This window comes from Staphylococcus sp. HMSC067F07, assembly GCF_001837405.1.
Taxonomy (GTDB): domain Bacteria; phylum Bacillota; class Bacilli; order Staphylococcales; family Staphylococcaceae; genus Staphylococcus; species Staphylococcus capitis.
Window position 1 is genome coordinate 279,531 of sequence record NZ_KV832237.1, and the last position, 14,355, is coordinate 293,885.

Annotated in this window: 10 protein-coding genes; all 10 read right to left on the reverse strand. The window is 34.5% G+C overall.

Going from position 1 to position 14,355, the window contains the following annotated elements:
* Window positions 1-21: 21 nt before the first annotated feature.
* Window positions 22-3,195, reverse strand: a complete 3,174-nt coding sequence (gene carB / locus HMPREF2706_RS08280) for a carbamoyl-phosphate synthase large subunit (RefSeq protein ID WP_070862315.1) — start codon at window positions 3,193-3,195, stop codon at window positions 22-24.
* Window positions 3,188-4,288 (reverse strand): carbamoyl phosphate synthase small subunit, encoded by a 1,101-nt coding sequence (locus HMPREF2706_RS08285; RefSeq protein WP_002435087.1) that lies wholly within the window; start codon window positions 4,286-4,288, stop codon window positions 3,188-3,190. The genes carB and HMPREF2706_RS08285 overlap by 8 nt, the downstream gene beginning before the upstream one ends.
* Window positions 4,289-5,566 (reverse strand): dihydroorotase, encoded by a 1,278-nt coding sequence (locus HMPREF2706_RS08290; RefSeq protein ID WP_002435237.1) that lies wholly within the window; start codon window positions 5,564-5,566, stop codon window positions 4,289-4,291.
* Between the two features lie 17 nt (window positions 5,567-5,583).
* On the reverse strand, window positions 5,584-6,465 hold the full coding sequence (locus HMPREF2706_RS08295; protein WP_070862316.1) for an aspartate carbamoyltransferase catalytic subunit: 882 nt from the start codon (window positions 6,463-6,465) through the stop codon (window positions 5,584-5,586).
* A gap of 26 nt (window positions 6,466-6,491) precedes the next feature.
* Window positions 6,492-7,799: a uracil-xanthine permease family protein gene (locus HMPREF2706_RS08300; protein ID WP_002435254.1), complete on the reverse strand. Its 1,308-nt coding sequence runs from the start codon at window positions 7,797-7,799 to the stop codon at window positions 6,492-6,494.
* Window positions 7,800-8,039: 240 nt separating this feature from the next.
* On the reverse strand, window positions 8,040-8,567 hold the full coding sequence (gene pyrR, locus HMPREF2706_RS08305) for a bifunctional pyr operon transcriptional regulator/uracil phosphoribosyltransferase PyrR (RefSeq protein ID WP_002435073.1): 528 nt from the start codon (window positions 8,565-8,567) through the stop codon (window positions 8,040-8,042).
* Between the two features lie 344 nt (window positions 8,568-8,911).
* Entirely contained in the window at window positions 8,912-9,829 is a 918-nt protein-coding gene (locus tag HMPREF2706_RS08310; RefSeq protein WP_030065298.1) for an RluA family pseudouridine synthase, read from the reverse strand.
* Between the two features lie 12 nt (window positions 9,830-9,841).
* Complete coding sequence (lspA, locus tag HMPREF2706_RS08315) at window positions 9,842-10,318, reverse strand: signal peptidase II (protein WP_023350426.1); 477 nt, start codon at window positions 10,316-10,318, stop codon at window positions 9,842-9,844.
* A 186-nt stretch (window positions 10,319-10,504) separates the two neighbouring features.
* The gene (locus HMPREF2706_RS08320) at window positions 10,505-11,302 is read right to left on the reverse strand and encodes a VOC family protein (protein WP_070862317.1); all 798 of its coding nucleotides are present in this window, start codon (window positions 11,300-11,302) and stop codon (window positions 10,505-10,507) included.
* Between the two features lie 291 nt (window positions 11,303-11,593).
* Window positions 11,594-14,344, reverse strand: coding sequence for an isoleucine--tRNA ligase (gene ileS / locus HMPREF2706_RS08325; RefSeq protein WP_049428507.1), 2,751 nt, complete (start codon window positions 14,342-14,344; stop codon window positions 11,594-11,596).
* Between the last annotated feature and the right edge of the window lie 11 nt (window positions 14,345-14,355).

A 14,355-nucleotide genomic window follows, 5' to 3' on the forward strand; every position in this document is an offset into this window, starting at 1 on the left:
TTCAATCATTCATTCTTTGTATTACATATTTCTCATCGTGAAAGTCATACTTTCAATTACGTTAGTCAATGCACTTGCAGTATCAAGTGATGTCAGACATGGTACACCATTTTCAACAGTTGTACGGCGGATTTGGAATCCATCACGTTCAACCTCTTTACCTTTCGTCATCGTATTAATAACGATTTGTACTTCACCATTTTGAATACGAGTAAGTAAATCATCTTCGCCACCGATTTTACCTACAACTTCAACAGGTATTTGATTGTCTTCAAGTTTTTTAGCTGTACCTTTTGTTGCTAAAATTTTATAGCCAACTTCATTTAAGCGATGTGCTATTTTCACGATTTCATCTTTATCTTTATCACTTACTGTCATTAATACTGTTCCGTGATCTTTTACTTCTACACCGCTACCTGTAAGTCCTTTGTAAAGCGCCTTTTCAAGAGTAAGATCTTTACCCATAACTTCTCCAGTTGACTTCATTTCAGGTCCAAGCGTAATGTCTACGTTCTTCAATTTATTAAAGCTAAATACAGGAGCTTTAACGAAGACGCCCTCAGAGTATGGTTGAATTCCTTGATGATAACCTAAATCAGCTAATTTATGTCCCATAATAGAACGCATAGCAAGTTGTGCCATTTGAATGTCAGTAATTTTACTTAAGAATGGAACCGTTCGACTTGAACGTGGATTAACTTCTAACACATAAACACCATCATGAGCGATGACAAATTGTATGTTGATTAAGCCAATAATATTTAATCCTTTAGCTAATTTAATTGTATAATCTTCGAGCGTATCAATCTCTTCTTTAGTTAACGTTTGTGGTGGATATACTGCAATTGAGTCACCACTATGCACACCGGCACGTTCAATATGTTCCATAATACCAGGAATAATCACTGTATCTCCGTCACAGATAGCATCTACTTCGATTTCTTTACCTGTTAAATAACGGTCAACAAGTACTGGATGTTCTGGACTTGCTTTAACTGCTTGTGTCATATAGTTTTCTAATTCTTGGTCATTATCTACAATTTCCATAGCACGGCCACCTAATACGTAAGATGGTCGAACAACAACTGGATAACCAATTTCACGCGCATTTTCGAGTGCCTCTTTAGGAGATGTAGATGTTTTACCTTGAGGTTGTGGCACTTCAATCTGACGTAGTAACGCCTCAAATTCTTTTCTATCTTCAGCGCGATTTAGATCTTCTAAAGAAGTTCCCATGATTTGAACACCATGTTTAGCAAGTTTGTCAGCTAAATTGATGGCAGTTTGTCCACCAAATTGAACAACAACACCTTTAGGTTGTTCTAAATTGATGATATTCATTACATCTTCTTCAGTTAATGGTTCAAAGTATAATTTATCTGATATTGAGAAGTCAGTAGATACAGTTTCAGGATTATTGTTTACAATAATAGCTTCGTAGCCTGCATCTTGAATTGCCCATACAGCATGTACAGTAGCATAATCGAATTCTACACCTTGACCAATGCGAATAGGACCTGAACCTAATACGAGAATTTTCTCTTTATCCGTTACAACAGATTCATTTTCAGATTCATACGTTCCATAATAATAAGGCGTTGTCGATTCAAATTCTGCTGCACATGTATCAACCATTTTATATACAGGTTTAATATCATTTTTCACTCGTAATTGGTAAACATCGTCTTCATTCATATCCCAACGATGAGCGATTACTTTATCGCTAAAGCCATAATCTTTAGCATATTTAAGATATTCCAAATCACCTTGATGTTCTTTTAATTCGTGTTCAATGTTGATGATGTTTTGGAATTTATTTAGGAAGAAATAATCAATTTTCGTCATTTTATGGATTTCTTCTAAAGTTGTACCTCGGCGAATAGCTTCTCCAATAAAGAATAGTCGTTCATCATCTTGGTGACCAATACGTTCTTTAATGTAGTCTAAATCAAAGCTCTCCCCATTTGGTAAACCTAAGTGATGCGCACCATACTCAAGTGAACGAATCGCTTTAAGTAATGATTCTTCGTATGTACGTCCAATTGCCATGACTTCTCCAGTTGCTTTCATTTGTGTACCTAGTTCACGTTCACCTTTTTCAAATTTATCAAATGGGAAACGAGGAATTTTAGAAATAACATAGTCCAATGTTGGTTCAAAAGCTGCATAAGATGTTCCAGTAATAGGATTTAACATTTCATCTAAAGTTAAACCTACTGCAATTTTCGCTGCTAATTTAGCAATTGGATAACCTGTAGCTTTAGAAGCTAAAGCTGATGAACGAGACACTCGAGGATTCACTTCAATAATGTAATAATTGAGAGAATGTGGATCTAGGGCTAGTTGTACATTACAGCCACCTTCAATACCTAATGCTCTAATTACTTTTAATGACACATCACGTAACATTTGGTATTCAACATCTGACAACGTTTGACTTGGAGCTACGACAATGGAATCCCCTGTATGTATACCAACTGGATCGATATTTTCCATGTTACAAACAACAATGGCATTATCATTTTTATCACGCATGACTTCGTATTCAATTTCTTTATAACCTGCTATTGATTTTTCGATTAAACACTGTGTAGCTGGACTGTAATGTAATCCATTACTTACAACTTCTTTTAAATCGTCATCGTTGTAGCAGATTCCACCACCAGTACCGCCCATAGTGAAGGCTGGTCGAACGATGAGTGGATAACCCACTTGTTCTTTAAATTCAAAGGCTTGTTCTACAGTATTAACAATGTCACTTTCAGGTACAGGGACATTTAAATCATTCATTAATGTTCTAAACATTTCTCGGTCTTCAGCTTGTTGAATAGATTCAAGCTCAGTTCCTAAAAGTTTCACATTATTCGCAGCAAGTACGCCACTATCGTGGAGTTGAATTGCCATATTTAAACCAGTTTGTCCACCTAGAGTAGGTAACAATGCATCTGGTTGCTCTTTACGAATAATACGAGCAATAAAATCATGAGTTAGCGGCTCAATATAGACTTTATCAGCAATTTCTTTATCAGTCATTATTGTCGCAGGGTTAGAGTTAACTAAGATGACTCTATATCCCTCTTCTTTAAGAGCAAGACATGCTTGCGTACCTGCATAATCAAATTCTGCAGCCTGACCTATAATAATTGGTCCTGAACCTACTACTAAAATTGTTTGAATATCGTCGCGTTTAGGCATTAAAATGACGCTCCTTTTCTTTGAACTCATTCATCATCGTTATAAACTCATCGAATAAATAGTTTGAATCGCTTGGGCCCGGTCTTGCTTCAGGATGATATTGTACTGAGAAAGCAGGTAATTGTTTATGTCTCAAACCTTCAACTGTCCCATCATTAAGCGCAATATGTGTCACCTCTAAATCAGTATTTTCAAGTGAATCACGATCAATAGCATAGCCATGATTTTGACTAGTGATGTCTACTTTACCTGTTCTTAAATCCTTAACAGGATGATTAGCACCACGATGACCGAACTTCATTTTGAAAGAAGTGGCACCTTGTGATAAAGCAAAAAGTTGATGTCCTAAGCATATTCCGAAGAATGGTATTTTACCTAAGATACCTTTGATCATTTCGATAGCAACTTCAACTTCATCTGGGTCTCCAGGACCGTTAGATAACATCACTCCATCTGGTGACATGCCTAAAATTTCTTCTGCTGTTGTATTGTATGGTACAACTGTTACATTACAACCACGTGTATTTAGTTCACGAACAATGTTTTGTTTCTTACCAAAGTCGAGTAAAACCACACTTAAATCTGAACCTGTTGATACGTATGGTGTTTTAGTAGAGACTGTTTGAACTTCATCTCTTGGTAATTCAGCAGTTTTTAAATGTTCTACAAGCGCTTGAATGTCATCTTTATTATCTGTAAATCCAGCTCTCAATACACCGTGTTGGCGAATCTTACGTGTGATACTTCTTGTATCCACGCCAGAAATACCTGGAATATGATATTGAACAAGTACTTCGTGTAATGTTTTTTGGTGTCTAAAGTTACTAGGATGTGTGCTTGCCTCTTTCACTACTACACCATTCAATGTCGGTGTCAATGATTCAAAGTCATCACGGTTAATACCATAATTCCCAATTAATGGGTAAGTAAATGTAATGATTTGACCTGTATATGAGGGGTCAGAAATAGTTTCCTGATACCCCGTCATTGCAGTATTAAATACGATTTCGCCTATTGAAAGATCATCTGAACCTAAGCGATATCCTTCATAATAAGAGCCATCTTCCAGTACAAGATAACGTTTTTCAAGCATCTATTTTTCCTCCTCAAATACTACTTCGCCTTTAACCATTGTTAAAATCGGGTTACCATAAACTTTTTCACCGATAAATGGTGTATTGTCCGCTTTAGATAAGAAGTCTTCACTTCTGATTTCTTTATCGTTATTTAAATCTATAATTGTTAAATCAGCATAACTATCTTTATGCAATTTACCATAGTTTAAATTAAAGATTGTTGCAGGTTTAATAGTGAAATAATCCACTAACTGTTGAAGTGACCAATTACCTCTTCTTACAAAGTGAGTGTATAATAATGGGAAAGCTGTCTCACTACCCACGATACCAAACGGTGCTTGAGTCATTGGTTGATCTTTTTCTTCTTTTGCATGTGGCGCATGGTCAGTTGCGATACAATCAATCGTTCCATCTAATAAACCTTCTAATAATGCTTCTCTATCTTCTTTACTTCTTAATGGTGGGTTCATTTTATAGTTTGCATCATCGCCTGGTACATCATTTTCAGTTAAAAGTAAGTGATGTGGAGTTACTTCTGCAGTGACGTGAATGCCAGCTTTCTTAGCATCTCTAATCACACGTACACTTTCTTTAGTAGAAACGTGACATACATGATAATGACATCCTGTAGCTTCAGCTAATAAGACATCTCTAGCGATCTGCACTGATTCAGCAATGTTTGGTATACCTGGAATACCAAGTTCTTCACTACGTTTACCTTTATGCATTGCGCCACCATAAATCAAGCTATTATCTTCGCAATGTGCTACGATTGGTTTTTTAACGCGTGCTGCTTGTTTCATAGCCGCATACATCATACTAGCTTGTTGAACACCTACACCGTCATCTGTAAATGCGAATACCCCTTCTAGTGCTAACTCTTTGAAATCAACAAGTTCTTTTCCAGCTTGTCTTTTAGTAATAGATGCATAAGGTAACACACGTACTTTAGCTGTTTCTGAAATTCTTTGCCTTAATTCTCTAACATGTTCAACTGAATCTGGAACTGGTCTTGTATTAGGCATTGGGCATACAGTAGTGAATCCCCCTCTTGCAGCTGCTTTTGTACCAGTTTCAATTGTTTCTTTATGTTCCCCACCTGGCTCACGTAAATGCACGTGAACGTCAACAAATCCTGGTGCGATTAAATTTCCTTTAGCATCGATAACTTCAATATTAGGAGATGAAGAATTGATTTTACTACTAATTGTTTTAATACGTTTACCATCAATTAAAATCTCAGTATCTTTTAAAATTCCGTTTCTTAAGATTTTTCCATTTTTGATTAATTTCATTTTAAAATAACCCCTTCCTATTTTAAAAGCGCGCTTATAACTGCCATTCTTAAATACATCCCATTTTCCATTTGTTTGAAAATACGTGATTTGGGTGCTTCTACTAAATCACTTTTAATTTCGACTCCTCGATTGACTGGAGCAGGATGCATGACAATGGCTTCATCTTTTAATTTATCATATCTTGACTGAGTTAACCCATATTGTTGATGATATTCCTCTGCCGCAAAATTAGCTTCACCAGCAATGCCGTGTCTTTCGTGTTGAACTCTTAACAACATCACAATATCGACTTGATCAATCACATCATCTATATTAACGTATGGCGCCTCTAATGTCTCATCTACCCATTCTTCAGGACTAGAGAACATGACATTTGCACCTAATGCTCTTAAACTATGATAATTACTTCTGGCTACTCGAGAGTTTTTAATGTCACCGCAAATTAACACATTCAACCCATCAAATGACCCGTACTCTTCGTAAATAGTCATTATATCTAGCAAACTTTGCGTAGGATGTTGACCACTTCCATCTCCTGCGTTTGCTATAGGTATATTAATGTTTTCTAATTCCTCGTAATAAGCATTTTGAGAGTGACGAATGACTAATAAATTAACTCCAATACTTTCTAATGTTTTACAAGTATCATATAACGACTCGCCTTTTTTAACTGAAGAGGTACTCGTTTCAAAACTCACTTGTTTTAATCCTAATTTGAGTTCAGCTACTTCAAAATTACACTTTGTTCTTGTTGAATTTTCAAAGAATAAGTTCGTTACATACGTATCATTAAACTGCGGTAAAGCTCTTTCACCTGATTTATACTGGCTTGCAGTTGTAACTAAATCATATATTTCATCCGTTGATAGATGTTCCATAGATAATAAATTTTTCATATAGCGACCTCCTAATGGATTAAATTTTAATTTTCTTCTTTTTTATCTTTTGGCAAAATTAAATTTAAAATAATTCCAGAAAGTGCGGATAATGCCATACCTTCAATTTGTAAATTAATTCCAATACCTTTTAAATTGATAAGTAAATTACCAATACCTACTACAAGTATTACTGATGCAATGACTAAGTTACGGTTACTTGAAAAATCTACATTGCTTTCAACTATCATACGCAATCCACTAGCAGCAATAATACCAAATAATAGTATCGAAACACCGCCCATGACAGGAGTAGGTATCGATGAAATTAACGCAGTAAATTTACCTATGAAAGCTAGAATGATAGCGATAACTGCTGCTCCACCAATGACGTAAATACTATATATTTTAGTAATCGCTAGTACGCCTATATTTTCACCATAGGTTGTACTTGGAGGCCCACCGATAATACTCGCAAACATTGTAGATACCCCATCTCCAATAATTGATTTATCCAATCCTGGATCTTTAAAGAAATTACGGCCTACTATTTTATTGATAACCATTTGATGACCGATGTGTTCACTTACTGTGACGAATACAACGGGTATCATGACTAATACCAATCCTAAATGGAATGATGGTGTGTAATCTTTGAATGGTAAATATATATGTGGAAAATCTAACCATTTGGCGTGGGCAATAGGTCCAAATTTTACTAAGCCCATGAAAATAGAAACAATATAACCAACTACAATACCAATTAATACAGGTATCAGTGATAAAAATCCTTTAAAGAAACCTTGTACTACGATTGTGACTATGAGTGTAATTAGAGCTACAAGTAAATAACTTAAGTTATAACCTTTCATATCTGAAGAATTCTCATACATGGCCATATTAACGGCTGTAGGTGCCAAACTTAATCCGATAACCATAATAACTGGTCCTACTACAACTGGTGGTAGTAAATGCATTAGCCAACCAGTTCCACTTAATCTAATAAGTAAACCTATAATGACGTACATCAACCCACTCATAAACAGAGCCACTAACATGTCTCCTAAGCTATGGGTACTTAGACCAGTAATAATCGGTGTGATAAAGGCGAAACTTGAACCTAAATAAGCAGGTATTTTAGCCTTTGTGATTAATATGTAAATAAGTGTTCCAATACCTGAAGCAAGTAATGCTGCTGATATTGGTAAATGTGTTAAAAATGGTACAAGGACGGTTGAGCCAAACATTGCAAATAAATGTTGCAAACTTAAGAATGCCCATTGTGCTGGTTTAGGTTTGTCTCTAACATCAAGCACTGGCTTCACAGTGCGCTCAAACATTTGTTCATTTTCCATGTCATTCATTTCCTTTCATAAAAAAAATCTCTTTACATCAGCGAATGCAAAGAGACTAATTGAAATGTAGTCGAATAAGGTTTTACACCTCAAAGATTACATTTCTAACGAAGTATTACATTAAGCAATAGTAAAGGTATGATAAATCTTAAAGATTTACATCATCGCTTTATCATTCGTCTATGGCTTAATTTGTTTACTCCACCTTTTTCAGTCTCTCGTACTGCTTTAAAAGGGATATTATTTTATTATGACTGCGTTCTGATGATCAATTTCATTTAAATAAACTGAAACGGATTCATCACGCGCAGTTGGTATGTTTTTTCCAACAAAGTCTGCTCGGATAGGAAGTTCACGATGGCCTCTATCAACAAGTGTTGCAAGTCCAATTTTAACAGGTCGTGAGTGTAGCAATATAGCGTCTAATGAAGCTCTTACTGTACGACCAGTATATAAAACATCGTCAACGATAATCACCACTTTATCAGTAATGTCAACATCGATATCAAATGCTTTGATGTCTGATTGCTGGGTGACATTATCAATATCATCACGGAAATGTGTAATATCAATTGTGCCGGTTGGTACATTGCACTGCTCAATAGAATGAATCTTTTCTTGTATACGATTCGCTAAAAATGCACCTCGTGTCTTAATTCCTAAAAGCACTAAATTGTCAGTGCCTTTGTTATATTCCAAAATCTCATGTGCAATTCGAGTGATTGTACGCTGTATCGCGGCTTCATCTAAAATGATTCGTTCAGACATCGTTTCACCTCTTATAATAGAAAAACCTCATATCTTTAATAAAGACATGAGGTTAAGGCACACTTCAAGAAAATTAATTATACTCAGGTAATTAACTTTCAGGTATATATTTACAGTATTTCATTTTTGAGAACGCGCATACATTCTTAAGCGAAATACAATGATATGCATGATTATTCCTATTATTCATGTCTTCGAAGCCTCTCTGGACTCGCAATTAAAGACGAAGTTTTTTATATTTAAACTGTTATTAGTCTAAAACTTTTTAATAAATAAGTCAATGATTTCTTTAAACTAAAAGTTAACAAAATCGCTCGTAATGTTTAACTTTGTAATGTGTTTTTTTAAGCATCTCTACGTCGAATATCTTCTAATAAATCTTTAAAATCATTAGGCAAATTAGTACTTCTTTCAATATACTCATGTGTTACTGGATGTTCAAAACCAATCACACCCGCATGCAATGCTTGACCACCAATATCTAATGTTCTCTTAGGTCCATATTTAGGGTCACCCACAAGCGGGTAGCCAATATATTTCATATGCACACGAATTTGGTGAGTTCGTCCAGTTTCCAATTCACATTCTATCAAAGTATAGTCTTTAAAATGCTCTATTACATTGAAATGCGTTACAGCTTCTTTACCATCATCAACTACAGCCATTGCTTGACGGTCATTTTTATTACGACCAATTGGAGCATCTACCGTACCATAATCATGCGGAATATTACCGTGAACTAACGCAGTGTATTTACGTTTAACACTTTTAGCCATTAGTTGTTCGACAAGACCTCGATGAGCGATGTCATTTTTAGCAACCATTAATAAACCAGAAGTATCTTTATCAATACGGTGAACAATACCAGGACGTATTTCACCGTTAATACCAGATAAATTTTTGATTTGATACATTAAGCCGTTCACAAGTGTGCCCGTGTAATGACCTGGAGATGGATGTACTACCATACCTTTAGGTTTATAAACAATCGCCACATCATCATCCTCATAATAGATATCTAAATCTAAATCTTCTGGTTGAATGTCTGCTTCTACAACTTCCTTTTCAGTGACAATGATATGATCATTTAATTTAACTTTATAATTTGATTTAATCACTTTATCATTAACTTTAACTAAATCTTCTTTAATCCAATCTTGAAGTTGGCTACGAGACCAAGCATCATTCGACTCAGATAGAAATTTATCTATTCTTTGACCAACTTGTGTTTCATCTGTGATCTTAAATTCATGTGTTTCCAAAAGTATACCTCCTTAGTTCTTTTTAGTTGTATCCTTTAATAATGCGATAATTACGAAGATAACACCTATAGTTAAACTTGAATCTGCAATATTAAAGATTGGGAAATCATAACCAAAGATGTTTGTATCTATAAAATCGACAACTTCACCATTAAATACACGATCAATAAAGTTACCTAACGCACCAGCAAAGAGTAAGGTAATTGCAACTTGCATAAATAAATTATATTTAGCTTCTTTAATATAAAACAGCACGAGAACTACTAAAATAACTAATGTGATAATATAGAAAAATCCCATTTTACCACTTAAAATTCCCCAAGCAGCTCCATTATTTCTATGTGAAGTAATATTAAGAAAATGAGGAATTACTTCGTAGGAATCGCCAATTTTCATGGATGAAGCAATTATCCACTTTGAAATTTGGTCAAAAATTATAATTAAAAATGCTAAAAGAAGTGAGATTCCAATATAATATTTCTTTTTCATTCATGTGCCTCCATTCAGTTCAACGTCACTTTTGACAACACTTAACATTATATCCTACTCCAAGACATAAAAAAAGATTGCTGAGTATAAATCTAATTATTAGAAATGTTGAGCAATAATATCATACAAAAAGTTGAGACTTAATCGTGTCTCAACTTAATTTTAGTAAATATTTAGCTTACTCAATTATTCATCTTTTATTCGATTAAACCTGAAGTACAAGCCATCTGGTCCTTTTAAATTTAAATGCGTAGATTCAGGATAGTGAAAATCTATTAACGCTAAACCATATGTGTTTTCATTATCAACACGCTTGGTCCCTGATAACCACTGATTCATTGCTAAATGATTGTAATAATGATTTGAGGACAAAAATAATGAGAAATCGTCTATATAAGCTGACTCTTCTAAACCGAAATAATTAAGATAATATGATTTAATTTCTGAGATTCTAATAGTTTTAAGATGCAAATGACCTAATTTCGCTTCATTAGGTACACCTTGCCATTTTTCATTAGAAACTTCTTTTAACAATCGAGGTACGTTAATTGGTCTAATATCCAATTTCACTCTATTATCTTCATCGTATTTCCACATTTCAAAGTCATAATCGACGTAAAATTTAAGCGCATTACCTTCAGGATCTTCAACAAAGAGTGATGTTCCAACACTTTGTTCTCCTCCATTAACCGGTATCTCAAAATCACTTAATTGTACTAATAAATCAGCTAGAGAGGATAGTTCTGGCAACTTAATTCCTATATGAAATAAGCCAGCTTCAAACATGAGTGGCTCTCTACCATTTTGAATTTCATTAAAAGTTATATATTGATTGTTTGCTCCAACCTTATATTGAACAGCCTTCATAGATTCATTAACAAAATTAAATCCTAAAACTTCTTCATAAAAGGCTCTTATAACTTCTATATCACGTACATTTATTATTATTCCATTAACGAAATGTGCATCTTTACTATGAAACATCATTCTACCCTCTCAACAATGACTTGTACTCTGAATGGTTGTCTATATATAAGATTTCATTACTATAATTTTAACATTATGACTAAATATATTTAAGAATTCAAATTTCTAATTTATGATGTGAATTTAAAGAGATTTTTAAATATATCAACATTTTCTCATTTAAGTCTTATAAATCTTACTTTAATTTTTCTAATCAATTTGTTTCTTAAAGTATAAAAGACCTAAGAAGACTTCTTTATAATAAAATCTCCTCAGGTCTATGATTAATGGTTACCAATCATTTAGAAATTAAACTAATGTTTTCACTACTTCTTGGCAACGTGGACATAGATGATCAAGTTCTCCAACAGAACCTAATTCATCGCTATAGTTCCAACATCTTTCACACTTTTCGCCTTCTGCGTGTTCGATGCGAATATCACCATATTTATATGTTTCACCATTTTCAACTGAATCAACAACTTCAACTTGAGAAACGATGAATAATTGTTGTAAATCATTAAATTCTTGTAAGAATTCAGCAGCTTTAAATGATTCATTATTGCCAATAACCACTTTAGCTTCTAATGATTTACCAATGACTTTTTCATTACGAGCTTGTTCTAAAGCACGGTTTACGTCGTCGCGTAGATCCATAAGAGTATTCCATTTATCTAATAATTCTCTATCTACTTCAACAACTTCTGGCATATCTGCTAAATGAACACTTTCCTCTTTAACGTGAGGTGTATGTGACCATACTTCTTCTGCAGTATGCACTAGGATTGGTGCTAATAATTTTGTCATATCTACTAAGATTTGATAAAGCACTGTTTGCATGCTGCGACGTTTATGAGAGTCTTTCTCCTCAATGTAAAGAATATCTTTACCATAGTCTAAATAGAAGTTACTTAATTCTACATTGATAAAGTTTTGAACTTCTTGATAGATGTTAAGGTAATCAAAATTCTCATAGTTGTTGATAGTACTAGCTGTGAATTCACGTAAACGATTAAGTAAATAACGATCTACGTCGAGTAATTCATTTTCAGGGATACGATCTGTCTCAGGGTTATAATCATTAATATTACCTAACATGAATCTGAGTGTATTTCTTATTTTACGATAAACATCAGAAGTTTGTTTTAAAATTTCATCTGAAATACGGACGTCTGCTAAATAATCAGTACTACTTACCCATAGACGTGCGATATCTGCACCTTTTTGCTTAACAACTTGGTCCGGAACGATGACGTTACCAAGCGATTTACTCATTTTTTTACCTTCACCATCCATAACGAAACCGTGTGAAAGTAGGAATTTATAAGGTGCTTGTCCACGAGTTGCTACAGCAGTAGTTATTGAAGAGTTAAACCAACCACGATACTGGTCACTTCCTTCAAAGTAAAGATCTGCAGGGAAACTTAACTCTGGTCTTGTTTCTAATACACCACGGTGAGATGAACCTGAATCGAACCATACATCCATGATGTCTGTTTCTTTAGTAAATTCACCATTAGGACTTCCAGGATGTGTAAATCCTTCTGGTAATAAATCTTTCGCTTCACGTTCAAACCACACATTTGATCCATGTTCTGCGAATAAATCAGCGATATGATTAACTGTTTCTTTCGTCATGATGATGTCACCATTTTCAGCATAAAATACTGGTAATGGAACACCCCATACACGTTGACGAGAAATAACCCATTCGCCACGATCACGAATCATATTGTAGATACGTGTTTTACCCCAATCTACTTTAAAGTTAGTCTCTTCAATCGCATCTAAGATATCTTGTCTTACTTTGTTAATTGAAGCAAACCATTGAGGTGTCGCTCTAAAGATAACTGGTTTTTTTGTACGCCAATCATGTGGGTAGCTATGTGTAATAAAGTCTAATTTAAGAAGTGCGTCCTTTTCAGTTAATAAGTCAGTGACAGCTTTATTTGCTTTGTCATAGAACATACCTTCAAATTGGCCGCCCTCTTCAGTAAATACACCCTTGTCATTTAGAGGACTGATGACAGGTAAGTCATATTTTTGTCCAACGATGTAGTCATCTTCCCCGTGTCCAGGAGCAGTATGAACACATCCAGTACCTGCATCTGTTGTGACGTGATCTCCATTAATCACTAGTGACGTACGATCTAAGAATGGATGTTGCGCTTCAACATATTCTAACTCTTTACCTGTAAATTCTTTTTCAAGTTGAATTGTATCTTTATCCCAACCTAAAGCATCAGCTACAGTCTCAGATAAGGCTTGAGCAACAATAAATTTCTGTCCTTCTACATTGTATTGGCCATACTTAAGTTCTGGATGAACAGTGATAGCTACGTTTGAAGGAATTGTCCAAGGTGTTGTAGTCCAGATAATAAACTTAGCATCTGAATCAACAACTCCTTTATCGTCTTTAACGTTAAATGCTACATAAATAGAGGCAGAACGTTTATCATGATATTCAATTTCCGCTTCAGCTAATGAAGATTCACTTGAAGGTGACCAATAAACTGGTTTCTTACCTTTATAAATTAAACCTTTGTCTGCCATTTCACCAAATAAACGAATTTGTGCTGCTTCATATTCAGGGGTAAGTGTAATATAAGGATTATCAAAGTCACCGCGAACACCTAGACGTTTGAAATCCTTCTTCTGAATATCTACTTGCTTAAGTGCAAATTCTTTACACTTTTCTCTAAATTCAGCAATTGACATTTTTTTACGGTCTACGCCTTTTTTAGTTAAAGCCTGTTCAATTGGTAAACCATGCGTATCCCAGCCTGGAACATATGGTGCATAGAATCCTTGCATTGTTTTATAACGGACGATAAAATCCTTAATAATTTTATTAAGTGCATGTCCCATATGTAAACTACCATTTGCATATGGTGGGCCATCATGCAAGATATAAGATTGATTACCTTTATTTTTTTCTAATGCTTTTTTATATTGATCTTCTGCATCCCATTTTTCTTGAATTTGAGGCTCTTTATTAGGTAAACCGCCTCTCATAGGAAAGTCAGTTTTGGGCATTAATAAAGTATCTTTGAAATTCATTCTGTTCACTC

Bases quoted from the DNA above. Each gene is read 5' to 3' on its own strand.
- HMPREF2706_RS08320 (WP_070862317.1), bottom strand. From the start codon at position 11,302: ATGTTTCATAGTAAAGATGCACATTTCGTTAATGGAATAATAATAAAT.
- HMPREF2706_RS08290 (WP_002435237.1), bottom strand. From the start codon at position 5,566: ATGAAATTAATCAAAAATGGAAAAATCTTAAGAAACGGAATTTTAAAA.
- HMPREF2706_RS08285 (WP_002435087.1), bottom strand. From the start codon at position 4,288: ATGCTTGAAAAACGTTATCTTGTACTGGAAGATGGCTCTTATTATGAA.
- pyrR (WP_002435073.1), bottom strand. From the start codon at position 8,567: ATGTCTGAACGAATCATTTTAGATGAAGCCGCGATACAGCGTACAATC.
- ileS (WP_049428507.1), bottom strand. From the start codon at position 14,344: ATGAATTTCAAAGATACTTTATTAATGCCCAAAACTGACTTTCCTATG.
- lspA (WP_023350426.1), bottom strand. From the start codon at position 10,318: ATGAAAAAGAAATATTATATTGGAATCTCACTTCTTTTAGCATTTTTA.
- carB (WP_070862315.1), bottom strand. From the start codon at position 3,195: ATGCCTAAACGCGACGATATTCAAACAATTTTAGTAGTAGGTTCAGGA.
- HMPREF2706_RS08295 (WP_070862316.1), bottom strand. From the start codon at position 6,465: ATGAAAAATTTATTATCTATGGAACATCTATCAACGGATGAAATATAT.
- HMPREF2706_RS08300 (WP_002435254.1), bottom strand. From the start codon at position 7,799: ATGGAAAATGAACAAATGTTTGAGCGCACTGTGAAGCCAGTGCTTGAT.